Origin of the sequence: Dinoroseobacter sp. PD6 (genome assembly GCF_028807315.1) — a bacterium.
GTDB lineage: Bacteria > Pseudomonadota > Alphaproteobacteria > Rhodobacterales > Rhodobacteraceae > Dinoroseobacter > Dinoroseobacter shibae.
The window spans coordinates 88931-113944 of record NZ_JARAMN010000004.1 but is presented as its reverse complement, the minus strand read 5'-3'; the positions used below and the strand labels follow the sequence as shown (position 1 = coordinate 113944).

The window sequence follows — 25014 nt, the reverse complement described above, 5'->3', positions numbered from 1 at the left end:
GCGCCCCGGTTCCTCGGTCGCCAGTTCCGCCGACGTCAGGCGCGACCGCGTACCCGATCCCACCAACGCGCGACCCGCCCGCCGGTCCGGTCAGCCTTGTCCTCGGCCCGGTGCATGGCGATCACCACGTCATCCACCAGCGGCTCAATCCGGTCCTCGTGGAAATTCACCCACCAGCGCCAGATCCGCAGCCCGATCAGGGCCAGCACGAGGAAGAACGCGATGTTGAACCACGGGATGATCCGCGGATCTGGCGTGTCCGTCACCGTCAGATGCACCGCGTTCGGGAAGATCGAGAAGAAATTGGACCGCCAGCCGTAGTGCCGGATGATCACCCAGGTCGGCTCCTCGGCGGTGGAGACCAGGTCCTTGGCCGCCGCATTCAGGTCGCTCGAGTCGAACTTGAAATAGAACGGCCAGCTCCAGTTCGTGTCCTCGTTGCGATAGACGATCTGCTTGCCGTTGGGCCGCACCGCATCGATGAAGCGCACATCGCGATTGTCCGCCACCGGCGCGCCACTGTCGGGCTGGGCCCAGAAGATCCGGTTGTTGTCGGTGAAGTCGATCCGCCGCTCATAGGCGTCCACGATCCGCACCACGTCGTGCTGGGGCAGCACATAATGCAGAAGCCCCCCTATCAGCACCAACAATGTGAGTTTCAGCGTCCAGCGCAGATAGGTCCAAAACATGTCAGTCCCAATTCGTCAAAATCGCCAGCATGCCCACGAGGGCAGCCGGAAAGGCATAGACGCCCCAGATCAACCGCTGGCGCAGCGACCGCTCCAGGGGGGCCAGCCCCTCTTTTTCATAGGCCGCCCATGTGCCGGGTTGGCCTTCCTCGATCCACCGACGTTCCAGTTCCGCCGATTTCCGTGACCGCTGTAGCATGGCCGCCACGATGTGTGCCACTGCCAGCACCATAAAAACGATCAATCCAACCCGTGCGACGGCCATGTCGTGCTCCCTGCCCTGTGGATGTTGCCTGCAGCATATGTGGGGCGCGCGGGCTGGATCGCAACGGCGCTTGAGCCTGCCCGGCCCGGGGCCTAGGCTGCGGCCATGCCCGACGATATCCCCCTGACCGATGCGGTGAGCGCCCGGCGCGCCGATCTGGTGGCGCTGACCCGGGATCTGATCCGGATCCCGACCCTGAACCCGCCTGGCCGGCACTATCACGACATCTGTGCCTTTCTGGAGGCACGACTCGCGCCTCTGGGGTTCCGGTGCGAGCTGGTGCGCGCCAAGGGTGCCCCCGCCGACAGCGAACGCTACCCCCGCTGGAACCTCGTGGCACGCTACGAGGGCGGGGGCCCGGGCGACTGCGTGCATTTCAACTCGCACCATGACGTGGTGGAGGTTGGCCATGGCTGGACCATGGACCCGTTCGGCGGGGAGGTGCGGGACGGCCGCGTCTATGGCCGCGGGGCCTGCGACATGAAGGGCGGGCTGGCCGCCTCGGTTATCGCGGCGGAGGCGTTCATCGCCACCCACCCGGAGTTTTCCGGCGCCATCGAGATCAGCGCCACCGCGGACGAGGAATCGGGCGGCTTCGGCGGGGTGGCATATCTGGCCGAGCGGGGCTGGTTCTCGCCTGAGCGTGTGCAGCATGTGATCATCCCCGAGCCGCTCAACAAGGACCGGATCTGCCTCGGGCATCGCGGCGTCTGGTGGGCGGAGGTCGAGACCAAGGGCCGGATCGCCCATGGCTCCATGCCGTTTCTCGGCGACAGCGCGATCCGCCACATGGGCGCGGTGCTGCACGAGATCGAGACGGTGCTCTATCCCCTGCTCGCCACCAAGCGCACCGAGATGCCCGTGGTGCCCGAGGGCGCGCGACAGTCCACCCTGAACATCAATTCCGTCCATGGCGGCGAACCGGAGCAGGACGCGGATTACACCGGCCTGCCCGCGCCCTGCGTCGCGGACCGCTGCCGGATCGTGCTGGATCGGCGGTTTTTGATCGAAGAGGATATTGCCGAGGTAAAGGCCGAGATCACGCAGCTGCTGGAGCGGGTGAAGGCCACGCGGCCCAGTTTCGAGTATGAGATCCGCGAGCTTTTCGAGGTGCAGCCCACCATGGCGGACCGGGACGCGCCCGTGGTCCGCTCGGTCGCGGCGTCCATCGAGCGGGTGCTGGCGCGGCAGCCCGATTACGTGGTCAGCCCGGGCACATATGACCAGAAACATATCGACCGGATCGGGCGGCTGAAGAACTGCATCGCCTATGGGCCCGGCATTCTCGACCTGGCGCACCAGCCGGACGAATGGGTGGGGATCGACGACATGGTCGACAGCGCCAAGGTGATGGCCCTGACGCTGCAGGACCTGCTTGTGGTGCCGCAGCCGGGTTCGTAACCTCGCGCAGGGCAAAGGAGGGGGCCATGCTGGACAGACCGACATACGATCCGGGATTTCCCGGCGACGAGATCCTGATCGGCGGGGTCTGGCAACGCTGCGCCGACACGCTGGAGGTGATCGACCCGTCCGATGGCACGCCATTGGCGCAGATCGCCCGCGGGGGTGCTGCAGAGATCGACCGGGCGGTTGCGGCGGCCCGGGCCGCACTGGACGGCGATTGGGGCCGGATGAGTGCGACCGAGCGCGGGCGGTGCCTCACCCGACTTGGCGCGCTGGTGGCGGGTGAGGTCGACCGCCTGGCGGAGATGGAGGCCCGCGACGTGGGCAAGCCCCTGTCCCAGGCCCGCGCCGATGCCCTGGCGCTGGCGCGGTATCTGGAATTCTACGGCGGGGCCGCAGATAAGGTCATGGGGGAAACGATCCCCTATCAGAGCGGCTATACCGTCTACACCCTGCGCGAGCCGCACGGGGTCACCGGGCACATCGTGCCGTGGAACTACCCGATGCAGATCATCGGCCGTTCCGTGGGCGCGGCCCTGGCCATGGGCAATGCCTGCGTGTTGAAACCGGCCGAGGATGCCTGCCTGACCGCGCTGGCCTTCGCACGACTGGCCGAAGCCGCAGGGCTCCCCCCCGGCGCGCTGAACGTGGTGACCGGGCTCGGGGCCGAGGCGGGCGCGGCCCTGTCGGATCACCCGGGCGTGGATCACCTGAGTTTCACTGGCTCGGTCCCCGTGGGCGCGGAAGTGCAGGCGACCGCGGCGCGTCACATCACACCGGTGACACTGGAGTTGGGCGGCAAGTCCCCGCAGATCGTGTTCGCCGATGCCGATCTCGACGCTGCCCTGCCGTTTCTGGTGAAAGGCGGGGTGCAGAACGCGGGCCAGACCTGTTCGGCGGCGGCGCGCATCCTCGTGCAGACGGACGTATTCGACGCGGTCGCGGACCGTATGGCGGAGGCCTATCGCGCCCTGACCGTGGGTCCGGCCCTGAGCGATCCGGCAGTCGGGCCGCTGATCTCGCCGAAGCAGAAGGCGCGCGTCTCGGCAATGCTGGCGCAGGCCGAACCGGACCAGATCCTCGCCACCGGGCATCTGCTGCCAGAGGCGCCCGAGGGCGGGTGTTACGTCTTGCCCCACCTGCTGGGCGGGATTGCCGCCGATCACCCGCTGGCGCAGCAGGAAATCTTCGGCCCGGTGCAGATCCTGATGCGCTTCGAGACCGAGCAAGAGGCGATCGCGCTGGCCAATGGCACGGAGTTTGGCCTCGTCGCGGGCATCTGGACCCGCGACGGCGCGCGCCAAATGCGGATGCCGAAGCGACTGCGCGCCGGGCAGGTCTTTGTGAACACCTATGGCGCGGGCGGCGGGGTCGAGCTGCCCTTCGGCGGGGTGGGCAAGTCCGGCCATGGGCGCGAGAAGGGGTTCGAGGCGCTTTTCGGCTTCTCGCAACTCAAGACGGTGGCGACCCATCACGGCTAGGGACCCGCGCGGGCCACGGGCCAAGCCGCTTCGAAGCCGCTTGCAGCCCTTCGCGGACAGGGCAGCCCATTTGTGACGCCCCGATCGCGCAACGACTCAAGCCGAATTACGGCCGCTCCTGCGCCGAGTGCCCACAACCGGGCGCCCAAGCGGTTTCGAAACCGCTTGCCCCGGCACCGTCCCTAGAGCAGCCCCTCGGCGACGAAACGCGCGCGGACATCCGTCTTGGGACGCGCGCCGAAATGGCTGATCACCTCGGATCCGGCAATCACGCCCATGCGGCCACAGACCTCGAGGCTTTTGCCCGTTGCCAGCCCGTAGAGGAACCCGGCGGCGAACTGGTCCCCTGCCCCGGTCGCATCCACCGGCACAACCCGTGTGACCGGCACCTCGACGCGCGCGTCGCCGCGGATCACCACCACCGGGTCACCCGACCGAGTGCAGACCACAAGCTCGCAGACCGACGCAGCGCGGGCCAGCGCGGCCCCGAGGTCCTCGGTCTCGTACAGCGCCATGTATTCATGCTCGTTTCCGATGACGAAGTTCAGCTCATCGGCCACGAGGCGCTGGAAATCCGCCCGGTGCCGGTCCACGCAGAACGGATCGGACAGGGTGATCCCCGCATGCCCCCCCGCCCCGCGCGCATAGCGCGCCGCGGCCTCGAACGCGGCCTTTCCGGGCACCTTGTCGAAGAGGTAGCCTTCGAGAAACAGCAGCCCGACCTGGGCAAACACCGCCTCCGGCACATCTTCGGGGCCGAGATCGGCACCGGCACCGAGATAGGTGTTCATCGACCGCTCCCCGTCCGGGGTCACGAAGATCATCGAGCGGGACGTGGGTGCCTCCACCTGCTGTGGCGGGTTCGGAAAGGCGGTGCCCTCGGCCTCCATCCCCTGTGCATAGAACCGGCCCAGCGTGTCGTCCTTCACCCGCCCGATAAACGCGCAGCGCAAGCCCAGTTCGCCCAATCCGGCGAGCGTGTTGGCCACCGACCCGCCCGGAGCCTGCACCCGGTCGGACATGGCGGCATAAAGCATCTCGGCCCGGGGCCGTTCGACCAGTTGCATGATGCCTTTCTCGATCCCCATATGGTCGAGAAAGCTGTCATCGGTCTGGGCCAGAACATCGACAATGGCATTGCCGATCCCCACCACCTGGTAAGGGTCCTTGGAAGTGTCACTCATTCGGTCTTGTCCTCGAATTGGCAGAGATCGCGGATCAGGCAGGCCCCGCAGGCCGGTTTGCGCGCCTTGCAGATGTAGCGGCCATGCAGGATCAGCCAGTGATGGGCGTGGTGCTGGAAATCGACGGGGATGTGGTCTTCGATGGCGCGCTCGACCGCGACCACATCCTTGCCCGGGCAGATGCCGGTGCGGTTGCCGACGCGGAAGATATGGGTGTCCACGGCCTGGCTCGGATGCCCCCACCACATGTTGAGCACCACATTGGCGGTCTTGCGGCCCACCCCCGGCAGGCTTTCGAGTGCCGCGCGGGAATTCGGCACCTCACCGCCATACTGCTCGACCAGAATGCGGCTGAGCTTGATGACGTTCTTGGCCTTGTTGCGATACAGCCCGATGGTCTTGATATGCTGGATCACGCCCTCTTCGCCCAAGGCCAGCATCTTCTCGGGCGTATCGGCGATCTTGAACAGGGCCTCGGTGGCCTTGTTCACGCCCGCATCCGTGGCCTGTGCCGAAAGCGCTACGGCCACAACCAGGGTGTAGGCGTTGACATGGTTCAACTCGCCCTTGGGCTCGGCCTCGGCGGCCTGGAACCGGGTGAAGATCTCGCGGATCGTATGATAATCGAGTTGCTTGGCCATCCGCGCCGGTATGCCCAATGCGCCCGCGCGGGGCAAGCGGGCCAAATGCGCAAAATTCGGGTCGCGGGGGCGCGGGGGGCGGATTACCTTGGGCGTCACAGGAGGCCCGAGATGAGTGACCCCGAGACCGCAGACGACCGCTACCATTACGGCGTGATCCGCCGCGCCATCGAAGAGATCGATGCCGCCGGGGGCACACCCCTGCCGCTCGACGATCTGGCGGGCCGGATCGGGATGAGTCCGGCCCATTTGCAGCGTACGTTTTCGGCCTGGGTCGGCGTGTCGCCCAAACGGTATCAGCAATACCTGACGCTCGATCATGCCAAGGCCCTGCTGGCCGACCGCTTCACCACCCTGGAGGCGGCGGGGGAATTGGGCCTGTCCGGCTCCGGGCGGCTCCATGATCTTTTCGTGACCTGGGAGGCCATGAGCCCCGGCGAGTTCGCCCGCAAGGGGGCGGGGCTGACGATCCGCTGGGGCTGGTTCGACAGTCCGTTCGGACCCGCGCTGGTCATGGGCACCGACAAGGGGATCTGCGGCATCGCGTTCGCCGCCGAAACCGGCACCGACGCCGCCATGGCCGACATGGTCGCGCGCTGGCCCAAGGCGCGGTATGTGGAGGACCCGACGCGGCTCCGGCCCTGGGCGGTGGCGGCCTTCGGCGCGGGGGATGGAGATCTGGCCCGCGCGCCTCTCTACCTGATCGGGGCGCCATTCCAGATCAAGGTGTGGGAGGCGCTGCTGCGAGTCCCTTCGGGCCATGTCACAACCTATTCGGAGATTGCCGAAGCCATCGGATCCCCCCGGGCCGTGCGCGCCGTGGGCACCGCCGTGGGGCGCAATCCGGTCAGCTGGCTTATCCCCTGCCACCGCGCGTTGCGCAAATCAGGCGGACTGGGCGGCTATCACTGGGGCCTGCCGGTCAAACGCGCCATGCTGGCCCAGGAGGCCGCGCTTCTGGAACAGGCCGGCTGAACCGGCAAAAGGGCGCCGCGACTGTGGGCTTGCGCCGTCTGCTATTGAATATCCGGCGCGACTGACCCGATATGCGGACAAACAAAACCTATCGAGGACGAGCCCTATGCGAGTACATGTACCCCTGATCGCCGCCTGTGCGAGCCTGCTTGCGCTGAGCGCCTGCACCGTGACCGAAGACAACCGCCGCATGGCCACCGGCGCGGCAATCGGGGCTTTGGCCGGGGGCGCGCTCGGGGCGACCGAGGATCGGGAAAAGGCCCTGATCGGTGCCGTGGTCGGGGCGGGCGTTGGCGCGGCCATCGGCGACATGCTGGACCGCCAGGCCCGGGACCTGCAGGCCGAACTCGGCAATGACGCTGTGCAGATCGTCAACACCGGCTCCGAGCTGGTGGTGACCATGCCGCAGGATATCCTGTTTGCCGTGGACAGTGCGGTGGTGCAATCCACCCTGCAATCGGATCTGGCGGCGCTTTCGCGCAACCTGCTCGACTATCCCGACACCACGGTGCAGGTCGTAGGCCACACCGACAACACCGGTTCTGCGGGCTACAACCAGGAGCTGTCCCAGCGGCGCGCCAGCGCGGTCGCGGCGATTCTGTTGCAGAACGGGGTGCCGTCGTCGCGGGTCGTCGCCTTCGGACGGGGCGAGGATCAACCCATCGCATCGAACCTGGACGAGGCCGGGCGCGCACAGAACCGCCGGGTGGAGATCATCATAACGCCCCGCTAAGCGCTTGCAGCGCGCCCCCAGTGGTCATATCAATTGACCAATCAGGGAGCGCGCCATGCCATTCCAGCGTATCCAGTCGGAAAAACTCTCGCACTCGGTCATTCGCCAGATCGAACAACTCGTTCTGCGCGGCATTCTGCGGCCCGGAGAGCGGCTCCCCTCGGAGCGAGAGCTGTCCGAGAAGCTCGGTGTCTCCCGTCCGTCCCTGCGCGAAGCACTGGCCGAGTTGCAGACCCGTGGGCTGCTGGAGACCCGCGCGGGTGCGGGCGTATTCGTGGCCGATGTGCTCGGCTCCGCGTTCTCGGACGCGCTGATCCAGCTTTTCGCCAAGCATGACGAGGCGGTGTTCGACTATCTTGCCTTCCGCCGCGACCTGGAGGGGCTGGCGGCGGACCGGGCCGCGCGGCTCGGCTCCGAGACGGACCTCAAGGTGGTCGACACGATCTTCCGCAAGATGGAAGCGGCCCACTCCAAGCGCAACCCGGACGAGGAATCCATGCTCGACGCGGAGTTCCACCTGGCGATTGTCGAGGCCAGCCACAACGTGATCATGCTGCACATGATGCGGTCGATGTTCGACCTGCTGCGCGAAGGCGTGTTCTACAACCGCAAGATCATGTTCAAGCAGCGCGCCACCCGGGATCAGCTGCTAGAACAGCACCGGGCGATCAACGCCGCCTTGCAGGCCCGCGATCCCCAGGCCGCGCGGGAGGCGGTGCAGCACCATCTGGATTTCGTCGAAGGCTCCCTCGCGGACTGGCGCCAGATGGAAAAGAACGAGGAAATCGCGCGCCAGCGCTACGAGCACGAACAGGCCCGCTGAGCCCCGAACAGCAAAAAACCCGGCACGGAGGCCGGGTTTTCCACGTGGTTCCGTGATGCGGATCAGTGCAGCTTGGCTTTCACTTCCTTGATCGCATCGGCGTTCAGCGCATTCAGCTCGGCCTTGCCCAGCTTGGACGAGATCACGTCCGCAGCGGCGGCAATCGCGACCGTTACGGCCTTGTCCTTGACCTCTTTGATCGCAGCGGCCTGAGCCGACGCCAACTGGTCCTCGGCGGTGGCCAACCGGCGTGCGATGGAAGCTTCGAGGTCGACCTTCGCCTGAGCCGCTGCGGCCTCGGCATCTTCCTTGGCCGTAGCCACGATGGCATCCGCCTGGGCTTGCACCTCGCGCTGCTTGCGCTCGTAGGAGGCCAGCAGCGTCTGCGCTTCTTCGCGCAGGGCCTTGGCCTCTTCCAACTCGGCCTTGATGCCCTCGGCCCGCTTGTCGAGCATGCCGCTCAGGATGCCGGGGATCTTGAAATAGACCAACACCCCGATGAAGGCGATGAACGAGATCAGGACGATGAAGTCGGTATTCGCCAGCGAGAAGAAAGGCCCCTTCGCTGCCAGCGCCGGTGTGGCGCTGAAGGTCAGCAGGGCAGGCAGGAGTAACTTTTTCATGCCATTACCCTTTCACACGCTCAGCCACGGCAGCGGAGACATCCGCATCCTTGGCACTGGGCAGCAACGCGGCGACCAACGCTTGCGCAGTGTCCGTCGCGACCTCGGTCACGCTGGCCATGGCGCCTTCGCGGATCTCGGCGATGGCCTTCTCCGCTTCGGCGGACTTGGCCGCGATCTCCGCATCCGCCTTGGCAGTGGCCACATCGAGATCCGCCTGGATCTCGGCCCGCGCTTCGGCGACGATCTTCTGCGCTTCGGCACGGGCATCGGCCAGCGCCTGATTATAGGCTTTCTCCGCCTCGACCGCCGCGAGCTTCAGCTCTTCGGCCGCCGCCAGATCGTTGGTGATCGTGCCGCTGCGTTCCGCCAGAACGGATCCGATCCGCGGCAGGGCCACTTTCGTCAGGATCAGGTAGATCGCGACGAGCGTGATGATCAGCCAGAAAATCTGGTTGGGAAAGGTCGAGAAGTCGAGCTGGGGCATCCCCGGCGCGGCCTCGACGGCCCCTGTTGCTTCGGTTGCCATACGTCCCTCCTTGGCCCTCAATCCATCGGATCAGCCCGTTTGAGGCTGACCCGACCGTAAGGATGGCTTGGGAAAGATCAGACGGCGAACATCAGCAGCAGAGCAACGAGGAATGCGAAGATCCCCAGAGCTTCTGCGAACGCGATGCCGATGAAGAGGGTCGCGGTCTGGCCGGCGGCTGCCGACGGGTTCCGCAGAGCACCTGCCAGGAAGTTGCCTGCCACGTGGCCCACACCGATTGCGGCTGCGCCGGAACCGATTGCTGCCAGGCCTGCGCCGATATGTGCGAGTTCGCCTTCCATGATATGTCTCCTTACGATGGAATTGCTGAGTTGCGGAGGCGGGGGTCGCCCCCGCCGGTTGTCTTAGTGATGCGGGTGCAGTGCGTCCTTGAGATACACGCAGGTCAGGATGGTGAAGACGTAGGCCTGGATGGCCGACACCAGAACTTCGAGCCCGTAGATCGCCATGACGCCGATGATCGCGATGGGGGCTACGGCCGCCACCTGGGCAAAGCCCGCGAACACCTTCAGAACCGCGTGGCCGGCCATCATGTTGCCCGCCAGACGAATGGAGTGGCTGACCGGACGGACGAAGTAGGAGATGATCTCGATCACCGCGAGGATCGGGCGCAGCGCCAGGGGCGCGGAGGCCACCCAGAAGAGGCTGAGGAAAGAGGCCCCGTTCTTGACGAACCCGATCACCGTGACGGTGATGAACACCGCTAGCGCCAGCACCGCGGTCACCGCGATGTGCGAGGTGGTGGTGAAGCTCATCGGGATCAGCCCGAGGAAGTTGGCCACCAAGATGAACATGAAGAGCGTGAAGATATACGGGAAATACTTGATCCCGTCCTTGCCGGTCACGTCCTCGACCATCTTGTAGACAAACCCGTAGGCCAGTTCGGCAATCGACTGCGCCCGGCTCGGAACCACAGCGCGCCCGCGGGTCCCCGCCACCAGCAGAAGCGCGATCGCCGCCACGGCCAGGGCCATCCACAAGGTCACGTTGGTCGGGGTGTAGAAGTGCACCGGTCCATCCCCAAACAGGGGAGACACGATGAACTGATCCATCGGATAGAATGTGAGGCCGGTGCCTTCTTCGGTCGCCACGTTTCAGTCCCCTTCGTCTTCGGCGGAACGCTCCGCCTTCAGTCTCTGTGCCTGGATCTCGTTCGAGGAGCGGATCATCGTCTGCACCCCCGCCGCAAACCCCAGCAATGTAAAAAGCACCAGGAGGATCGGCGTTGTGCCGAACAGGCTGTCCAGCCCGTACCCGATGCCGAAGCCGATCCCGAGACCGGCCACAAGCTCCACCACCATGCGCCAGGCGTGTTGCGCCAGGCTGTAATGTTCGTCCTTCGCCGGAGCAGGGGCCTGCGCCTTCTTGGCCGCCGCGATCCTCTCCTCCAGCGCCCGCAGGCGGTGCTCCTCAGGCCCGTCAGCCATACCGCACGTCTCCGCGTTGTTGCGCGCAAGCTAGGCCGAGGGATGGGGCAGAGTCAACGCGCTGCGTCGCGGCGCGCGAAACCCGTAACAATTTGATATTATGAAAAAATATATAGGTGCGACAAGCTGGCCGCCTGGTCGTCAGCGCCGCCTCGTCCCCTCGGCACATTCAACCATCCGGTTGATCTTGACCGACATGCCCACCACCGGGCGCGCCGCCCCTCCCTTCATCTGTGTGAAAATACTCTGGGGGAGACGCGCACAGCGCGGCGGGGGCAGCGCCCCCGAACGGCCCGCAGGGCCAGGTATCTCCTGCGCCGCAGGCGCGCCAATCAAGACGGGTCAGCTCACCCGGGTGAAGGACCAGTCCAGCTCCGTGGCATAATCCAGAAGCCGCCCGGTCAGCACGATCTGCCGGGTAGCGCGGGGCTTCAGCCGCCCGCGTTCGAGCGCGACGCTGGGGGCAAGCGCCATCCGCGCCCCCCGCGCCCGGAAGATCCACACCTCGTCACCGCCCGGCAGCAACGACACCGCGGTGCCCCCCATGTCGACCTGCGCCTCCACCTCGGGGGCCAGGTGGAACCGCACCGTGAAGGCCAGCCCCGCGCCGCCCGCTGCCGTCATCGCCCGGTCGCAGCGCAGGCGTGCGCCGGGCTCCAGCGCAGCCAGCGTATCGGTGCCCTCCAGCATCCGCCCATCGGCCATCAACTGCACCTGCCTTGCATGGGTCAAACCGTGGGTCGGGTCATAACCGTTATGGGTCAGCAGCAGCCCGCGCAGATGCGGCGACGTATCGAACGCCTCCACCGTCACCCGCGTGGGCACGTCGAGAAGGGCCTCGTCCTGGCCCCGCCGCCGCGCCCGCGGCTCCAGCCGGGAGGAAGAGGTGCCGTCGATCCCCAGGGTAGAATGGGACGCAGTCGCACGCCCGGCCCGGCGCCACTCCGCCCCGAAACTCGCCCCCGAGCCGCAATTGATCACGATCGGGAACCGGCCCGAGGTCATCTCGAAGGCGAGCGTGCTGGCATGGGCCGAGAGCGCCCCTGCCCCCCGCGGCGGCACCGCGGCATCGAGGATCACCGTGGTGCTGCCCGCCGCCAGCCGGGCATAGCCCATCACCAGCGTCGCATCCGAGGTCTCGACAATCCCGGTCCGGGCCAGCGCCTGCGCCACCTGCTCTGCCGCGCCGCGCCCGCCGCCGTGGCAACGCACCAGCCCGCCATCGCCGTGACGCAGCGCACGCAAGGACGGCGCGATCCGGGCGATGGCGCGCACCTGCTCCACGCTCGGGCTGCGGCCCCGCTCCTCCAACGCGTCCGCGGCCCAGGTCAGCAGGAGCAGCACCTCCAGCATGTCTTCGGGGTTGCGAGAGGCGAGCCCCCCCTGCCCGTCGATTTCCGCCGCGCAGGCCCGGTCGAGGGCGGCGGCGGCGGCATCCACCCGCCCCTCCAGCCCGCGCAGGCTCATCCCCGCATAAATCATCCCGGCCAGCGCCTCGAACCGCGCGCGCCCCGACGCGGCGGTCTTCCAGCGGCGGCTGAGAAACACGCCCTGCTGCCCGAGCGACCGGAAGAACCCCGGCGACAGGCGCGATCCTTCCCCGCCCAGCAACATCACCGCATGGGAAATCCAGCGCATCATCCGCCGCGCGGTCAGGTCCGGGGTCCAGCCCGGCCCACGCCCGGTCCCGTAACGCGCGATCCACTCGCCCAGCGCAGTCTGCGCCAGCCCTTGTGCCGCCGGGCCGCCCAGGGCCGCGAGATCATCCAGCCATTTGAAATCATGCAGCAGCAGCGCATCGCGCCCCGGCGCGTTCTCGGCAATCTCCCACAGCGACACGCCCGGCGCGGTGATCACCTCCCCATTGATCAGGTGATTGCCCGCCAGCAACTGCCGCCCCCGCGCCGGATCGCCGAAGCTCGTGGGCTCCGGCGTCGAGACGAAGGCCGTGGCCGGACGCCCGAACCGCGCCAGCCGGGCATGGAACCCGTCCATGACCCTGTGGCCGAGGGAGCGCGAGCCCGTCGACCGTGAAAGGTCCTGTTGCAGACTGCCCGCCATTGCCCCTGTCTTTTCGGTGGTTTTCTCAGCTGTGGTGTTGCGTCGGGTCCTGTCGCCCGGGGCGCACTCTAGGATGTGCCAGACCCCGAGTCATGGCCAAAACGCGCCTCACCCCGGTTTTGCGAGCGCCGCGATGAAGAACCCGTCCAGCCCGCCGCGCTCGGCCCAGAAATCCGGTCGCAGGCGCAGGGCGCCCGTGTCGGTCAGCCACTCCGCCGCGCTACCGGCCAGGTCGCTCAGCGGCACTTGCGCCAGGCCCGGATGGCGCGCCAGCGCCGCGGCGACCTGGTCTTCCCCCTCGGCAGGCAAGAGCGAACAGGTGGCAAAGACCAGGCGCCCACCGGGCCGCAAGAGCCCCACCGCCCGGTCGATCAAACCGGCCTGCAACGCCGTCAGGTCCGACAGATCGCTCAGGTCGCGCAGGAAGGGCAGATCCGGGTGCCGCCGGATCGTCCCCGTGGCCGAGCAAGGCGCATCGAGCAGGATCGCATCGAACGGCGTTTCGGCGGCATAGGTCAGCCCGTCCGCGATCACGACCTTCGCCGCCAGCCCCGTTCGAGCCAGGTTCTCCCGCAGCCGCGCCACACGTGCGCCCGAGATATCGAGCGCAGTAACCTGCGCCCCCGCCGCGGCCAGTTGCAGGGTCTTGCCCCCCGGTGCCGCGCACAGGTCCAGCACCCGCGCCCCGGCCACGGGCCCGAGCGCACGCGCGGGCAGGCTCGCCGCGGCATCCTGCACCCACCACGCGCCCTCGGCATAGCCCGGCAGTTGGCTGACCTGCCCCGCATCGGACAGGCGCAGCCCCTCCGTGGGCAGCACCACCGCCCCGAGCCGATCAGCCCAGAGCGCGGCTTCGGACGGATCGCGCAGGGTCAGGTCCAGTGGCGCCCCCGCCCCGTGGGCGGCCTCGAAACCGGTAACGGTCTTGTTGCCCCAAATCTTGACCAACCCCTTGCGGAACGGCTTGGGCAGTTGCGCGGGCGGGGCCGCGGCCCAAAGCGCGGGGCCGAGATCGGCGACCTTGCGCAGCACCGCGTTGACCAGCCCCGGTGCACGGCTTTGCGGGTCCTCGGCCCTAGCCAGGTCGACCGCGGCATGGACGACCCCATGCGGCGCCTCGCCCAGCGCGCAGAGCTCATAGGCGCCGAGCCGCAGGATATTGTGGATCGCGGGATAGGGCGGCATGCGCAGGTGCGGCCCGAGCATCTGGTCGCAGGTCCGCAGGTGGCGCAGCACGCCGGTGGCCAGCCGCTGCGCCCGGGCACGCTCCGCCGGGGCACAATCCGCGAAGGGCCCCTTGGGGTGGGCGGTCTGGTCGGCCAGGGACATGCGCTCGGACAGAACACCCGCCAAAAGGGCCAGGGCGGCGGCCCGTGCGGGATCGAGGGCGGGGGTGGCCACGGCTGCGTCTCCTTGTTGCACCGCGCTTGTCTGCGGATCGCGCGGGGGTATATCAACCCTAGGCGCGAGACAAGCAGCCCACGCCCCGAGACGGAGCCCTGCCATGACCGACAGCGAAACACCCGACCAGCCCCCGGCCCTCAGCCCGGAGGAAGCCGCGCGCCGCGCAGCCCTGCCAGAACCCGCGCGCCGGGCGCTCGCAGAAGCCGATGCGCGCAAGGCCAAGGAAAAAGCCCGGGAGTTTCCCCCCGAGCTTGGCGGTCGGAACGGGCCAGAACCCGTGCGCTATGGGGATTGGGAGAAAAAGGGCATCGCGATCGATTTCTGATCGCGCAGCCCGTCGGGGTCAGTCGAGCCGGAAATCCGCCCGATCGCCCGCCCCCTGGTCTGCGATGAACCGCACCTCATCACCTTTCACGGCGACAAGCTGACAATTCGGCGCGATGGAGTTGTCGCCATAGGTCATCTCGCGACAGAAATACCCATTCTGCCAGCTCCACGCGCCGGTCACCGGCTTGCGCAGGGCGGTCCCGGCAATCTCCCCCTCGGGGCGGACCTGCAGCTTGATGGCATTGCGCAGGTAGAAAGGCCGCACAATTGCCAGTTCGCGCCCGGCGACGATCTCCACGAATTCGGTTTCGCTCTGCACGCGCTGGAAGTCGTCACTGGCCAGGCTGGGCGTGCCGAGCACAAGTGCTGCGGCCATCGCCGCCAAGGCCGTCAGAGGCTTCTGGAAACCCATGTTTTTGCTCCTTCACGCGGGTGATTCATCAGGATTACGCAAAGATGTGCCGTCTGGATGACTTTTCCCGTCACGGGACCGTGAGTTCTGCCGCACTCGGCGCTATTCCGCCGCCCGGACCGAAGCGAGACGGGACGCGGGCGAGGGGTCCGGTGCGGGTGCGGGTTCGGGCAGCGGCGGCGCGGCCGCTCTGAAGAGCCGCGCTACCAGGTCGAACGCCCGGGCTTGTGCGATGAACACCGCCGGAACCGCCAGCAGGATGATCGCCGTGCCGAAGAGCACCCCGTAGCCGATGGACACCGCCAGCGGGATCAGGAACTGCGCCTGCAGCGAGGTTTCCATGATCAGCGGAAAGACCCCGAGGAAGGTCGTGAGCGAGGTCAGCAGGATCGGCCGGAACCGGTCCTTCGTGCCCTCTATCACCGCGGCGCGCAGGGCGTGGCCCTTGTCCAGATACTCATTGTAGAGGTCGATCATCACCAGGGAGTTGTTGATCACCACACCGGCCAGCCCGATGATCCCGAAGATCGACAGGATCGTCAGGGGCAGCCCCATGATCATGTGCCCCATCACTGCCCCGATCAGACCCAGCGGGATCGCGACCATCACCACCAGCGGCTGCACGTAAGACCGGAACACAAGCGCCAGCAGCGCGAAGATCACGAAGAGCGCCACGGCCAGCGCCTTGCCCAGGGCCGTGCCTGCATCGCCCTGGGTGCGCTGTTCGCCGCCGAATTCCACGATCAGGCCTTCGTAACGCGCCGCGAGGGGCGGGATCAGCTCGGCGGTGATCAGCGCGTTGGCCTCGCTGGACGTGATGACCGAGGCATCCACATCGGCGGTGACCGTGGTGATGGTGCGGGCGTTGCGGCGCAGGATCTCGGTGGGGGCAAGCCCCTCGGTGATCTCGGCCACATCGCCCAGCGCGATCAGGTCGCCCGCGGCGGTGCGGATCTTGAAGTCCAGAAGGTCCGCGAGGCTGTCACGCTGGTTCGCGGGCAGGCGCACGAAGACCCGCACATCGTCCCGGCCGCGCTGCACCCGCGTCGCCTCGATCCCGAAGAAGCCGTTGCGCATCTGACTGGCCAGGTCCGACAGGGTCACGCCGTAGATACGGGCATCCTCGCGCAGGGACAGCTTGTACTCCAGCCGCCCGGCCGACAGGTCATCGCGGATCGAAAACACACCGGGAATACCCCGCAGCCCCTCGCGCAATGCGTCCACCACCGGCGCAATGTCCTGGCCGTCGGGCAAGGACAGCTCCACCGCGATGGCATCGCCCGCGTCGATCAGGGCCGACGACACATCGAGCACCTTGATCCCGGCGATATCGCCGATCTCGTCGCGCCAGGCGGCGACGTAATCCCGGGTCGGCCAGTCGCGCAGCTCGGGATCGGTGACGCGCACCACCACGTTGGCCAAGGTCGCCCCCGTCGTGGCCGTGCCGCCCGCAGGACCACCGCCCCCGGCGCCCTGCCCGATCACAACGGCGATATTCTCGACCACCGCCGCCTCGTCCATGGGCAGGTTCGCCGCGATCCGGTCGCCCGCCCGCACGGCGGCGAGACGGACCTGCTCGGCCACGGTTTCGGTGCGATCGAAGGTGGTGCCGTCGACCATCTCGATATTGGCGGTGACGAACTTGCCGTCGATCGCCGGGAAGAAATTGAACTTCACATATCCATGGGCCAGCAACCCGACGGTCACGATCATCATGCCGATCACCGCCCCGATGGGCACCAGCCAGTAGCGCGTGGCAAACCGCAGCGCCGCGTCGAAGGGCCGGGCGATGAACCATTGCAGGCCCCGGTCGATCACCCGGCGCACCGCGTTCAGCCCGCGCAGCACGATATTGGGGCGATAGCTCGGCGACACGTCCAAACGGCTGAGGTTGCGCGGCAGGATGAAGAGCGCCTGCAACAGGCTCAAGAGCAGCACTATGATCACCACCGCCGGAATATCGCCCAGGAACTTGCCCAGCGTGCCCGGCATCTCGAAGAGCGGCATGAACGCCACCACCGTGGTGAGCGCCGAGAACACCACCGGCACCGCCACGCGCTGGGTGCCCTTGACGGCGGCCTCCATGGGGCTCAGCCCCGCCTCGCCGTTCTTGTAGATGTTCTCTCCGATCACGATGGCATTATCCACCACGATCCCGATGGCCAGGATGAAGCCAAAGAGCGAGATCATGTTGATCGACATGCCGATGGTGTTCAGCACCGCAAAACTGGCGGCAAAGGCGACCGCGATCCCCGCCGCCGCCCAGAAGGCCAGCCGGAAATCGAGAAACAGCGTCAGGCACAGCACCACCAACGCCAGGCCCAGCACCGCGTTCTCGATCAGCAGGTCGAGCCGGCTCTGCAACTCGTCCGCATCGTTCTGCCAGAGGGTCACGTCGACCCCTGCCGGCAGGGAGGCGCGGAAACTCTCGTCCAGATGCACCTTCACATCCGCCACGATATCCAGAAGCTGCTCGTCGCCCACGCGGAACACGTTGACCGTGGCCGACGGGTTGCCGCCGAACCGGGCGGAGATATCGCTGTCCTCGAACCCGTCGATCACCGTCGCGATGTCGCGCAGAAACACCTTGGCGCCTGCATCATTGGTCAGCACCACGATGTTCTCGAAATCGGCGCGGGTGTAGTTCCGCCCGAGCGTGCGCAGGGGGATCGACAGGGTCGCGGTTTCGATCTCGCCTCCCGGCAGTTCCAGCGAATTCGCAGCGACGATCTGGCTGACCTGCGCGAGTGTCAGCCCATAGGCATTGAGCGTGTCGCGGTCCACCTCGATGGAAATCTCGTAATCGCGCAGGTTCGCCGTTTCGACAAAGGACACCGAGGGCAGCTGGGTCAGCTCGGATTTGAGCCGCTCGGCCTCTTCCTTCAGCACCTGTTCCGGCACCGGGCCGTGAATCGCGATCTCCAGAGCGCGGGAGCGGTTGGAGCGTTGGGTGACGGTCGGCTCCTCGGCATCCTCGGGGAAGGTGGTGATGCGGTCGATCTCGGTCTTCACCTCGTCGAGCTTCTCGGCCACGTCCGCCCCCAGCAGCAGGGCCACCGACACCTGGCCGGAGCCTTCGCGCGCCGTGGCGGTGACCTCGTCCACGCCGTCGATGCCGCTGATCTGGTCCTCGATCGGGCGGATGATGCTCTGCTCGATCTCGCCCGGGGAGGCCCCGGGATAGACCACGCGGATATCGACCACTTCGAGGGTGAAGTCCGGAAAGGTCTTCTGCGGGATGGCGAACAGGCTCAGAAGCCCGACCACAAGCACCAGCACCATGGTCAGGTTCGCGGCGACCGGGTGTTCGGTCATCCATTTGATCACCGGGTTCATCGGGGCTGCTCCGTCAGGGCGGCGGTGCGTTCGGCCACCGCCGCGCGGCGCAGCGCCATGCCCGCCACCGCCGTGTCGAGCGGGCTGGTGATCAACTCCGCCCCTTCGGGCAGCGCGCCCAGCCGCACGAAGCTCTGCTCGCCATCCACGTGGATCAACGCGGCGGGCACAACGGCAAGCGCCCCGGCGTCATAGAGCCAGATCGCGCCGCCATCTCGCAGGGCGGTGGAGGGGATCGCATAGGCGCTCGGCACCTCGGCCCCGCTGATGGTGACATTGGCAAACGCGTTGATCAGCGCCGGTGGCGCGCCCGACGGCAGCGCCCCCGCGGCGGTCGCCCCGGTCTGCGCCTTGAGCCGCACGGTGACGTTGAGCGACCGTGTCCGGCTGTCGAGCGCGGCGTCCACGCGGGCGACCTCCGCCGCCCAGGTCACATCCTGCCCGGCGAAACGCGCATGGACCTCGGCCGGGACCGCCGCACCTTCGAACAGGCCCGGGATCAGCGCGGCATCCGCCTGGCGCAGCGGGACGGTCACCTCCAGCGCGCCATCGCTGTAGAGCACCGCGATCTCCTGGCCCGGGCTGACCACGGCGCCGATCTCGGCGGTCTTGCGCAGCACGCGCCCCGCAAACGGGGCTGCGATCCGCGCGTTGTCCAGGGTGACAAGCGCGGTTTCCCGCGCCGCCCGCAGGCTGTCGAGGGTCGCGGTCAGCTCCGACTGCTGGCTGAGAAGCGAATCGAGCGCCTCTTGCGAGATGATGCCCCGTTCGCGCAGGGTCTCGCCCCGCGCCAGCTGCGAGACCACCAGATCGAGCCGCGCCTGGGTGGAGGCGATATTGGCATCGGTCTGGGCCAGGGCCGCCTGCGCCGCGCGCTCGTCGAGTTGCACGAGGATATCGCCCTCGGCAAAGGCCCCGCGGGTGTCGATGGCCGGATGCAGCGTCACGATCCGGCCTTGGGTCTGGGACGACAGGGCCACCTGCCGGAACGGGGTGATGAAGCCCTCTCCCCGGATCGGCAAGGCCCCGTCATAGGGGGTCAGCACCTCGGTCGCCACAAGCGCCACGGGCCGCTCCACTGGCTGCGGCGCGACCACGTCCCGGTTCGCGCCAAGATACTGGAAGCCCAGAACGCCCCCACCCACGAGGCCCACCGAGAACACGATCCAGAACAGGTCCTTGAGCAGGGAAAACGGGCGCGACATGGGTTCGACCTCCGGCGGCGGCTTGGGGTTGCCTCGACTTAATGACTTGCGCGTCATTAAATCAAGTGCCAAACTGACCCAGTAGTCATTTTTACGTGCGTTGGAACACAGGGGCTGTGCGGAAGGCATATGTGCCCGGCGACCGCAACGCCGCGAAGGAAGGAAAGGACATGACCGACCTGACAGACGCACCGAATTCCGCCGCCCCGCCGCGGCGTCGCCGCAAGGACGCGCGCCCGGCCGAGATCGTCGAGGCCGCCTTCAAGGTGTTCTGCGCCCATGGCTACGGCAAGGCGCGGGTGGACGAGGTCGCCCGCGAGGCCGGAATCGCCAAGGGCACGGTCTATCTGTATTTTCCCAACAAGCAGGCCCTGTTCCAGGCCGTGATCGAGGCCAAGGTCAGCGCCGCGCTGTCGCGTGTGGGCGACCTTGTGGACGGGTTCGAGGGGCCGACCGAGGCGCTGCTGCGCGGGATGCTGCGACAGATGTACGAGAACATCGTGCTGTCCGATACACGTCTGCTGATGCGGATCATCATCGGCGAGGGGCATCAGTTTCCCGAGATCAGGACGCTCTACTACGAAAAGGGCATCCGTCCGGGCATGACCGTACTCGACCGGGTGGTGCAGCGCGGCATCGACCGGGGGGAGTTTCGCGACGGCCCGATTCGCGAGTTTCCGCGCCTGGTGATGGCCCCGGGCCTGATGGCCGCGATCTGGGGCATGACCTTCGCCGAGAACGAGCCGATCGACATGGACCGCTATTTCGAAGGCCACCTGGACCTGGTGCTGAACGGGCTGAAGGCCTGAGCCCTATTCCGGCGCGCCGCGCCCGGCCGCCAGCTTGCGGAACACCGCAAGGATATCGAGAGCGGTTGCGCTTTCCACGTGCCCGGCAGTGGTCTCTTCCCGGCTCCACATCCACGACTCCGCCGGGTCATGGCGCATGTCCCAGCCTGGAAAGAGCCGGTCGCTGATCGGCAGGGTGGCAAGCTTGCGCACCTCCAGGTGGCGGTCGTCGCGGGCGATGCGGGCAAAACAGGCCTGTACCGCCTGCTCGGGACCTTCGAGCAGCTGGCAATAGAGATCCGCCCGACAGATCAGCGCACCGGTCAGGTTGTCCTGCCGGTTGCGCGCCCGTGCATCCACGAGGATGCCTGCAAGCGCCGCGGCGTCGTAACCGAACGGGCGGGAGACATAGGCGATCTGGATCAGGGACATCTGCGCGGGCTCCTGCGCTGCTCGCGCAGCCTGTGAGCCCCGCTGGGGCACACTAACACAACGCCTCGGGAAATGCGCGGCTTGAGTGGCGAACGGCCCCGCCGGGCCGCGCCCATGCTCAAAGACCGAGCACATCCATCATGTCATAGGCGCCCGGCCCCTTGTCCTGCCCCCAAAGCGCCGCCTTCAGCGCCCCGCGCGCGAAGACCGAGCGGTCCGACGCCACGTGGCGCAGGGTGATCCGCTCGCCCTCGGCGGCAAACAGCACATCATGCTCGCCCACGATGTCGCCGCCCCGGATGGCCGAAAAGCCGATATCGCCCCGCTTGCGTTCCCCGGTGATCCCGTCGCGGCCCCGGTCGGAGACATCCGCCAGCGCGACGCCCCGGCCCGCTGCCGCCGCCTCGCCGAGCATCAGGGCCGTGCCCGAAGGCGCATCGACCTTGTGGCGGTGATGGGCCTCGATCACCTCGATGTCGTAATCCGCATCGAGCGCCGCCGCGACCTTCTCGGTCAGCTTCACGAGCAGGTTGACGCCGAGGCTCATGTTGCCCGCCCGCACGATCACCGCATGGCGCGCAGCCGCCTCCAGATGGGCGAGATCCGCGGGCGAAAACCCGGTAGTGCCGATGACATGCACCGCGCGGGCCTGGGCGGTCAGCTCCGCATGGGCCACGGTCGCGGCGGGGGAGGTGAAATCGATGACCGCCTGTGCGGTCGCGAACGCCTCCAGCGGGTCGTCGGTCACGGTCACCCCGATCGGCGCCCCGCCCAGCGCCACGCCGATATCCGCACCGATCCAGTCATGGCCGGGCCGCTCGGTCACGCCCACCAGCCGTGCCGCGTCCGACCCACGCACCGTCTCGATCAGCATCCGGCCCATCCGGCCAGAGCCCCCTGTCACCACGATCCCCGGCACATCGCTCATCTTGTGTCCCCTTCGGTCTGTCCCGCCCCTCCTAGCGCGACGCGGCGTCCCGCGCAAACGCACGTGTTGCATGGGGCGCGCGGGGCGGGTACACGGGCGGCTCGAAAGGATCCCCACCATGGCACGTTCGCGATTTGATACCGGCTCCGGCCCGTCCCAGCGCCAGTTGCGCGTGGGGGAGTTGATCCGGCGCACCCTGTCTTCGGTGCTGAACCAGGGCGATATCCACGACCCGGACCTGAACCGGATGTCGATCACCGTGGGCGAGGTTCGGACCTCCCCGGACCTGAAGGTGGCGACCGCCTATGTGCTGCCGCTGGGCGGGCACGGGGCACAGGACGCACTCGATGCCCTGCGCCGCAACCGGCACGAGCTGCGCCGCGCGGTCAGCAAGGAGCTGACCCTGAAATTCTCGCCCGAGCTGCGGTTCCAGATCGACGAGACCTTCGACCGGATGGACGAAACCCGGCGACTGCTGAGCCAGGATCACGTCCGGCAGGATCTCGACAAGCCGGACGAGGACTGAGCCATGGGACGGCGCAAGAAGGGCCGCGCGGTCTCCGGCTGGATCGTGATCGACAAACCCGCGGGACTGAGCTCCAACGCGGTGGTGGGCAAGGTCCGCTGGGCCTTCGATGCGCAGAAGGCGGGCCATGCGGGCACCCTCGACCCCGAGGCGACGGGCGTTCTGGCCATAGCACTCGGCGAGGCGACCAAGACCGTCCCCTTCGTGACCGACGCGCTGAAGGCCTACGAATTCACCGTGCGGCTGGGCCAAGCCACCAACACCGATGACGGCGAGGGAGAGGTGACCGAGACCAGCGATGCGCGCCCCTCCGATGACGAGATCCGCGCCGCCCTGCCCCCCTTCGAAGGCGACATCCTTCAGGTTCCGCCGCAATTCTCGGCCGTGAAGATCGATGGGGAGCGTGCCTATGCCCGCGCCCGCGCCGGGCAAGAGATGGAGATTGCGGCCCGCCCGCTCTATGTCGACAGCCTCACCTTCATCGCCCGCCCCGACCCCGACCACGTCACGCTCGAGATGGTCTGCGGCAAGGGCGGCTATGTCCGGTCCATCGCTCGCGACCTGGGCCGTGCGCTCGGCTGCTTCGGCCATGTCAAATCCCTGCGCCGCACCTGGTCGGGGCCTTTCGAGCTCTCCGATGCGACCGCGTTGGAGACGCTTGAAGACCTGGCCAAGGACCCCGCACTCGACGCTCACCTGATGCCCGTGGAAACCGGGCTTGCAGACCTGCCGGAATTGCCCTGCACCCCCGAGGGGGCGGCGCGGATGCGCAACGGCAACCCGGGCATGGTGCGCGCCTCGGACGCGGAATATGGCGAGACCGCCTGGGCCTCGTATAACGGCGCGGCCGTGGCCGTGGGCACCTACCGCGCCGGGGAATTGCACCCCACCCGCGTGTTCCAACACGGAGCCTTGTGATGGACGACCTTCTCCCGAACGTGCCGGTCTGGCTGGCGCTGCTGCTTCTGAATGTCGGGGCCTTCGCCCTTTTCGGGCTGGACAAGCGGCAGGCGGTGCAGGGCGGCGCCCGGATCGAGGAACGCCGCCTGATCCTGCTGGCGATCATCGGCGGCAGCCTGGGCGCAAAGCTCGGGCAGATCGTGTTCCGCCACAAGAGCGTCAAGCCCGGCTTTAGGCATATCCTGACCGGCATCCTTGTCGCGCACGCCGCGCTCGCCCTCTACCTCGCGCAGTAGCCCCGGCTTTTTCCGGGGCGTTCGAGGTTTGCCCTTCCCTCACCGCGTGACATTGGCAACACTGGACAGCAACGGCCCGCCAGAGGCCGTGCATCCTGTCCAACAGCACGAGGGAGGTGCCCATGCGCGCCGCGATTTTCCTGTCCACCGTCCTGCTCGGGGCCAGCGTCACCACGGCCCTCGCCACCGATGCCGCCACCTGCGAAGGGCTGCGCAACACGGTGTTTTCCGGCGGCCATGTCACCTCCGCCCGGGTGATCCCCGCCGCCGAGACCCTGCCGGAGTATTGCGAGGTGCGCGCCACCGCGCTGCCCGCCATCTCGATCGAGGTGCGCCTGCCGCTCTCGGGCTGGAACGGCAAGTATTACCAGGCAGGCTGCGGCGGGTTCTGCGGCATCCTGGGCCGGGCCGATGCCAGCGCGGGCTGGATCAACGCCATGCGCCCGGGGCTGGAGCGGGGCTATGCCACGGCGACCTCCGACAGCGGGCACCATGGGCTGTCGGTCGTGGACGCCGCCTGGGCCGACAACAACCCCCATGCGGAGCGCGACTGGGGCTATCGCTCGATCTCGGAAACCCACCGGGTGGCGCAGGTGATGCTGGAGGTCTTCTATGGCAGCGGCTCGGAGCAGGAGATTTTCCAGGGCTGTTCCACCGGCGGGCGCATGGCCCATATGGCTGCGCAACGGTTCCCGGAGATGTTCGACGGCATCATCTCCGGCGCGCCCGCGATGAATTACACCGATCTGGTAGGCACCAAGATGTCCTATCTGATGCAGGTGAACCTCGATGCGGACGGCAACCCGATCCTCGGCCCCGGCAAGGACGGGCTGATCGGCGACGCGGTGATGGCCCAATGCGACGCCGTGGACGGGGCCGAGGACGGGGTGATCGCCGACCCGCGCGCCTGCGAGGTCGACCTGTCGGGACTGCAATGCACCGGGGCAGCGGGCGATGACTGCCTCACCGAAGCGGAGTTGGACGTGCTGGCCAAATGGCGGCAGGGTCCGGTGAACGCCGCCGGAGAGCAGCTTTACCCGGGCGGCATTCCCGAAGGGTCCGAGCCGTTCTGGTGGCTGTGGCTCACCGGCAACGCCGATGGGGGCGGGCGGCTCGTGAGTGCCTTCGCCGATAATTTCGGGGCCTACATGGCCTTCGACCAGGACCCGGGCCATGGCTGGACCGCCGCCGATTTCGACTTTGAAACCGACCCCGCCCGGATGTCCCGGTCCGCGGGCTTCTACAACGCCGACAGCCCGGACCTGAGCGCGTTCCGCGCCGCGGGCGGCAAGATGATCGTCTGGCACGGCTGGGCGGATGCGATCGTCACGCCCTACAAAACGGTCGATTGGTACGAGAAGGCGGCGGAGGCCGCGGGCGGCGAGGAGACGCTGGCCGAGAACGTGGCGCTCTTCATGGTGCCGGGGCTCGACCATTGCGGGATCCTCGCCGGGCCGAGCGGTCTGACCCAGGCCGGGCTCGACCCGATGACGCCGCTGGAGGCATGGCTGGCGGACGGCACCGCCCCCACCAGCATCCTCAGCGCGAACTGACAAGCCCCGGGGGGGCAAGCCCGGCCCTTGGCACCGATCATGCCCTCCCCT

General features: G+C 67.6%; 27 protein-coding genes. 11 read left to right on the top strand and 16 right to left on the bottom strand.

Translation table 11 applies throughout. The features are described 5' to 3' along the window. Nucleotides 1-35: 35 nt before the first annotated feature. Together PVW48_RS08635 and PVW48_RS08630 are read right to left on the bottom strand one after the other, a co-directional pair. The gene (locus PVW48_RS08635) at nucleotides 36-689 is read right to left on the bottom strand and encodes a DUF1523 family protein (RefSeq protein WP_274581051.1); all 654 of its coding nucleotides are present in this window, start codon (nucleotides 687-689) and stop codon (nucleotides 36-38) included. Between the two features lies 1 nt (nucleotide 690). Continuing rightward, the gene (locus tag PVW48_RS08630) at nucleotides 691-954 is read right to left on the bottom strand and encodes a hypothetical protein (RefSeq protein ID WP_044028055.1); all 264 of its coding nucleotides are present in this window, start codon (nucleotides 952-954) and stop codon (nucleotides 691-693) included. Nucleotides 955-1059: 105 nt separating this feature from the next. Between PVW48_RS08630 and PVW48_RS08625 the strand changes: the two genes are divergently transcribed. Next, nucleotides 1060-2355, top strand: coding sequence for an acetylornithine deacetylase/succinyl-diaminopimelate desuccinylase family protein (locus PVW48_RS08625; RefSeq protein ID WP_274581050.1), 1296 nt, complete (start codon nucleotides 1060-1062; stop codon nucleotides 2353-2355). 26 nt (nucleotides 2356-2381) lie between these two features. Next, nucleotides 2382-3839, top strand: coding sequence for an aldehyde dehydrogenase family protein (locus PVW48_RS08620; RefSeq protein WP_274581049.1), 1458 nt, complete (start codon nucleotides 2382-2384; stop codon nucleotides 3837-3839). Nucleotides 3840-4021: 182 nt separating this feature from the next. On the opposite strand, the gene PVW48_RS08615 is transcribed toward PVW48_RS08620, so the two are convergent. Together PVW48_RS08615 and nth are read right to left on the bottom strand one after the other, a co-directional pair. After that, nucleotides 4022-5023, bottom strand: a complete 1002-nt coding sequence (locus PVW48_RS08615) for an adenosine kinase (RefSeq protein WP_274581048.1) — start codon at nucleotides 5021-5023, stop codon at nucleotides 4022-4024. Next, complete coding sequence (gene nth / locus PVW48_RS08610) at nucleotides 5020-5664, bottom strand: endonuclease III (protein WP_274581047.1); 645 nt, start codon at nucleotides 5662-5664, stop codon at nucleotides 5020-5022. Before nth ends, PVW48_RS08615 begins: the two co-directional genes overlap by 4 nt. Before the next feature lie 111 nt (nucleotides 5665-5775). Between nth and PVW48_RS08605 the strand changes: the two genes are divergently transcribed. The 3 genes from PVW48_RS08605 (at nucleotide 5776) to PVW48_RS08595 (ending at nucleotide 8195) form a co-directional block, all read left to right on the top strand. Further along, nucleotides 5776-6639, top strand: a complete 864-nt coding sequence (locus PVW48_RS08605) for a bifunctional helix-turn-helix domain-containing protein/methylated-DNA--[protein]-cysteine S-methyltransferase (protein WP_274581046.1) — start codon at nucleotides 5776-5778, stop codon at nucleotides 6637-6639. 106 nt (nucleotides 6640-6745) lie between these two features. Next, nucleotides 6746-7372, top strand: coding sequence for an OmpA family protein (locus PVW48_RS08600; RefSeq protein WP_012179686.1), 627 nt, complete (start codon nucleotides 6746-6748; stop codon nucleotides 7370-7372). 55 nt (nucleotides 7373-7427) lie between these two features. After that, on the top strand, nucleotides 7428-8195 hold the full coding sequence (locus PVW48_RS08595) for a FadR/GntR family transcriptional regulator (RefSeq protein ID WP_274581045.1): 768 nt from the start codon (nucleotides 7428-7430) through the stop codon (nucleotides 8193-8195). A 62-nt stretch (nucleotides 8196-8257) separates the two neighbouring features. On the opposite strand, the gene PVW48_RS08590 is transcribed toward PVW48_RS08595, so the two are convergent. The 7 genes from PVW48_RS08590 to PVW48_RS08560 all read right to left on the bottom strand — a co-directional run bounded on the left by PVW48_RS08590 (nucleotide 8258) and on the right by PVW48_RS08560 (nucleotide 14257). After that, on the bottom strand, nucleotides 8258-8818 hold the full coding sequence (locus tag PVW48_RS08590; protein WP_012179688.1) for a F0F1 ATP synthase subunit B: 561 nt from the start codon (nucleotides 8816-8818) through the stop codon (nucleotides 8258-8260). A 4-nt stretch (nucleotides 8819-8822) separates the two neighbouring features. Then, the gene (locus PVW48_RS08585; protein WP_012179689.1) at nucleotides 8823-9347 is read right to left on the bottom strand and encodes a F0F1 ATP synthase subunit B'; all 525 of its coding nucleotides are present in this window, start codon (nucleotides 9345-9347) and stop codon (nucleotides 8823-8825) included. A gap of 77 nt (nucleotides 9348-9424) precedes the next feature. Beyond that, complete coding sequence (locus PVW48_RS08580) at nucleotides 9425-9649, bottom strand: F0F1 ATP synthase subunit C (RefSeq protein WP_012179690.1); 225 nt, start codon at nucleotides 9647-9649, stop codon at nucleotides 9425-9427. A 63-nt stretch (nucleotides 9650-9712) separates the two neighbouring features. Beyond that, nucleotides 9713-10459 (bottom strand): F0F1 ATP synthase subunit A, encoded by a 747-nt coding sequence (locus PVW48_RS08575; RefSeq protein ID WP_274581044.1) that lies wholly within the window; start codon nucleotides 10457-10459, stop codon nucleotides 9713-9715. A 3-nt stretch (nucleotides 10460-10462) separates the two neighbouring features. Further along, nucleotides 10463-10795 (bottom strand): AtpZ/AtpI family protein, encoded by a 333-nt coding sequence (locus PVW48_RS08570; RefSeq protein ID WP_012179692.1) that lies wholly within the window; start codon nucleotides 10793-10795, stop codon nucleotides 10463-10465. A 342-nt stretch (nucleotides 10796-11137) separates the two neighbouring features. Next, nucleotides 11138-12856: a heparinase II/III family protein gene (locus tag PVW48_RS08565; RefSeq protein WP_274581043.1), complete on the bottom strand. Its 1719-nt coding sequence runs from the start codon at nucleotides 12854-12856 to the stop codon at nucleotides 11138-11140. A gap of 108 nt (nucleotides 12857-12964) precedes the next feature. Further along, the gene (locus tag PVW48_RS08560) at nucleotides 12965-14257 is read right to left on the bottom strand and encodes an RsmB/NOP family class I SAM-dependent RNA methyltransferase (protein ID WP_274581042.1); all 1293 of its coding nucleotides are present in this window, start codon (nucleotides 14255-14257) and stop codon (nucleotides 12965-12967) included. A gap of 103 nt (nucleotides 14258-14360) precedes the next feature. Here PVW48_RS08560 and PVW48_RS08555 point away from each other — a divergent pair, with 103 nt between their 5' ends. Then, on the top strand, nucleotides 14361-14585 hold the full coding sequence (locus PVW48_RS08555; protein ID WP_012179695.1) for a DUF1674 domain-containing protein: 225 nt from the start codon (nucleotides 14361-14363) through the stop codon (nucleotides 14583-14585). Nucleotides 14586-14603: 18 nt separating this feature from the next. Here the strand turns inward: PVW48_RS08555 and PVW48_RS08550 are convergent, their stop codons facing one another. From PVW48_RS08550 to PVW48_RS08540, 3 genes are all read right to left on the bottom strand, one after another. Further along, on the bottom strand, nucleotides 14604-14999 hold the full coding sequence (locus PVW48_RS08550; protein ID WP_012179696.1) for a hypothetical protein: 396 nt from the start codon (nucleotides 14997-14999) through the stop codon (nucleotides 14604-14606). Between the two features lie 102 nt (nucleotides 15000-15101). Beyond that, nucleotides 15102-18335: an efflux RND transporter permease subunit gene (locus PVW48_RS08545; protein ID WP_274581041.1), complete on the bottom strand. Its 3234-nt coding sequence runs from the start codon at nucleotides 18333-18335 to the stop codon at nucleotides 15102-15104. After that, nucleotides 18332-19540, bottom strand: coding sequence for an efflux RND transporter periplasmic adaptor subunit (locus tag PVW48_RS08540; RefSeq protein WP_274581040.1), 1209 nt, complete (start codon nucleotides 19538-19540; stop codon nucleotides 18332-18334). The genes PVW48_RS08545 and PVW48_RS08540 overlap by 4 nt, the downstream gene beginning before the upstream one ends. Nucleotides 19541-19710: 170 nt before the next feature. On the opposite strand from PVW48_RS08540, the gene PVW48_RS08535 reads away from it, so the two are divergent. Then, on the top strand, nucleotides 19711-20349 hold the full coding sequence (locus PVW48_RS08535) for a TetR/AcrR family transcriptional regulator (protein ID WP_274581039.1): 639 nt from the start codon (nucleotides 19711-19713) through the stop codon (nucleotides 20347-20349). Between the two features lie 3 nt (nucleotides 20350-20352). Here the strand turns inward: PVW48_RS08535 and PVW48_RS08530 are convergent, their stop codons facing one another. Further along, nucleotides 20353-20760: a BLUF domain-containing protein gene (locus tag PVW48_RS08530; protein ID WP_012179700.1), complete on the bottom strand. Its 408-nt coding sequence runs from the start codon at nucleotides 20758-20760 to the stop codon at nucleotides 20353-20355. 118 nt (nucleotides 20761-20878) lie between these two features. Continuing rightward, complete coding sequence (gene dapB / locus PVW48_RS08525; RefSeq protein ID WP_274581038.1) at nucleotides 20879-21688, bottom strand: 4-hydroxy-tetrahydrodipicolinate reductase; 810 nt, start codon at nucleotides 21686-21688, stop codon at nucleotides 20879-20881. Between the two features lie 118 nt (nucleotides 21689-21806). Between dapB and rbfA the strand changes: the two genes are divergently transcribed. The 4 genes from rbfA to PVW48_RS08505 all read left to right on the top strand — a co-directional run bounded on the left by rbfA (nucleotide 21807) and on the right by PVW48_RS08505 (nucleotide 24963). Further along, a complete protein-coding gene (gene rbfA, locus PVW48_RS08520) occupies nucleotides 21807-22214 on the top strand; it encodes a 30S ribosome-binding factor RbfA (RefSeq protein WP_012179702.1) in 408 nt (135 codons plus the stop codon). 3 nt (nucleotides 22215-22217) lie between these two features. After that, nucleotides 22218-23132 carry a tRNA pseudouridine(55) synthase TruB gene (gene truB / locus PVW48_RS08515; RefSeq protein ID WP_274581037.1) on the top strand — a complete coding sequence of 305 codons (915 nt, stop codon included), beginning with the start codon at nucleotides 22218-22220 and terminating at the stop codon, nucleotides 23130-23132. Then, the gene (locus tag PVW48_RS08510; protein WP_012179704.1) at nucleotides 23132-23410 is read left to right on the top strand and encodes a DUF1294 domain-containing protein; all 279 of its coding nucleotides are present in this window, start codon (nucleotides 23132-23134) and stop codon (nucleotides 23408-23410) included. The genes truB and PVW48_RS08510 overlap by 1 nt, the downstream gene beginning before the upstream one ends. Nucleotides 23411-23532: 122 nt before the next feature. After that, nucleotides 23533-24963, top strand: coding sequence for a tannase/feruloyl esterase family alpha/beta hydrolase (locus PVW48_RS08505; protein ID WP_274581036.1), 1431 nt, complete (start codon nucleotides 23533-23535; stop codon nucleotides 24961-24963). Nucleotides 24964-25014: the final 51 nt, after the last annotated feature.

Bases quoted from the DNA above. Each gene is read 5' to 3' on its own strand.
- PVW48_RS08635 (WP_274581051.1), bottom strand. From the start codon at position 689: ATGTTTTGGACCTATCTGCGCTGGACGCTGAAACTCACATTGTTGGTG.
- PVW48_RS08630 (WP_044028055.1), bottom strand. From the start codon at position 954: ATGGCCGTCGCACGGGTTGGATTGATCGTTTTTATGGTGCTGGCAGTG.
- PVW48_RS08625 (WP_274581050.1), top strand. From the start codon at position 1,060: ATGCCCGACGATATCCCCCTGACCGATGCGGTGAGCGCCCGGCGCGCC.
- PVW48_RS08620 (WP_274581049.1), top strand. From the start codon at position 2,382: ATGCTGGACAGACCGACATACGATCCGGGATTTCCCGGCGACGAGATC.
- PVW48_RS08615 (WP_274581048.1), bottom strand. From the start codon at position 5,023: ATGAGTGACACTTCCAAGGACCCTTACCAGGTGGTGGGGATCGGCAAT.
- nth (WP_274581047.1), bottom strand. From the start codon at position 5,664: ATGGCCAAGCAACTCGATTATCATACGATCCGCGAGATCTTCACCCGG.
- PVW48_RS08605 (WP_274581046.1), top strand. From the start codon at position 5,776: ATGAGTGACCCCGAGACCGCAGACGACCGCTACCATTACGGCGTGATC.
- PVW48_RS08600 (WP_012179686.1), top strand. From the start codon at position 6,746: ATGCGAGTACATGTACCCCTGATCGCCGCCTGTGCGAGCCTGCTTGCG.
- PVW48_RS08595 (WP_274581045.1), top strand. From the start codon at position 7,428: ATGCCATTCCAGCGTATCCAGTCGGAAAAACTCTCGCACTCGGTCATT.
- PVW48_RS08590 (WP_012179688.1), bottom strand. From the start codon at position 8,818: ATGAAAAAGTTACTCCTGCCTGCCCTGCTGACCTTCAGCGCCACACCG.
- PVW48_RS08585 (WP_012179689.1), bottom strand. From the start codon at position 9,347: ATGGCAACCGAAGCAACAGGGGCCGTCGAGGCCGCGCCGGGGATGCCC.
- PVW48_RS08580 (WP_012179690.1), bottom strand. From the start codon at position 9,649: ATGGAAGGCGAACTCGCACATATCGGCGCAGGCCTGGCAGCAATCGGT.
- PVW48_RS08570 (WP_012179692.1), bottom strand. From the start codon at position 10,795: ATGGCTGACGGGCCTGAGGAGCACCGCCTGCGGGCGCTGGAGGAGAGG.
- PVW48_RS08565 (WP_274581043.1), bottom strand. From the start codon at position 12,856: ATGGCGGGCAGTCTGCAACAGGACCTTTCACGGTCGACGGGCTCGCGC.
- PVW48_RS08555 (WP_012179695.1), top strand. From the start codon at position 14,361: ATGACCGACAGCGAAACACCCGACCAGCCCCCGGCCCTCAGCCCGGAG.
- PVW48_RS08550 (WP_012179696.1), bottom strand. From the start codon at position 14,999: ATGGGTTTCCAGAAGCCTCTGACGGCCTTGGCGGCGATGGCCGCAGCA.
- PVW48_RS08545 (WP_274581041.1), bottom strand. From the start codon at position 18,335: ATGAACCCGGTGATCAAATGGATGACCGAACACCCGGTCGCCGCGAAC.
- PVW48_RS08540 (WP_274581040.1), bottom strand. From the start codon at position 19,540: ATGTCGCGCCCGTTTTCCCTGCTCAAGGACCTGTTCTGGATCGTGTTC.
- PVW48_RS08535 (WP_274581039.1), top strand. From the start codon at position 19,711: ATGACCGACCTGACAGACGCACCGAATTCCGCCGCCCCGCCGCGGCGT.
- PVW48_RS08530 (WP_012179700.1), bottom strand. From the start codon at position 20,760: ATGTCCCTGATCCAGATCGCCTATGTCTCCCGCCCGTTCGGTTACGAC.
- dapB (WP_274581038.1), bottom strand. From the start codon at position 21,688: ATGAGCGATGTGCCGGGGATCGTGGTGACAGGGGGCTCTGGCCGGATG.
- rbfA (WP_012179702.1), top strand. From the start codon at position 21,807: ATGGCACGTTCGCGATTTGATACCGGCTCCGGCCCGTCCCAGCGCCAG.
- truB (WP_274581037.1), top strand. From the start codon at position 22,218: ATGGGACGGCGCAAGAAGGGCCGCGCGGTCTCCGGCTGGATCGTGATC.
- PVW48_RS08510 (WP_012179704.1), top strand. From the start codon at position 23,132: ATGGACGACCTTCTCCCGAACGTGCCGGTCTGGCTGGCGCTGCTGCTT.
- PVW48_RS08505 (WP_274581036.1), top strand. From the start codon at position 23,533: ATGCGCGCCGCGATTTTCCTGTCCACCGTCCTGCTCGGGGCCAGCGTC.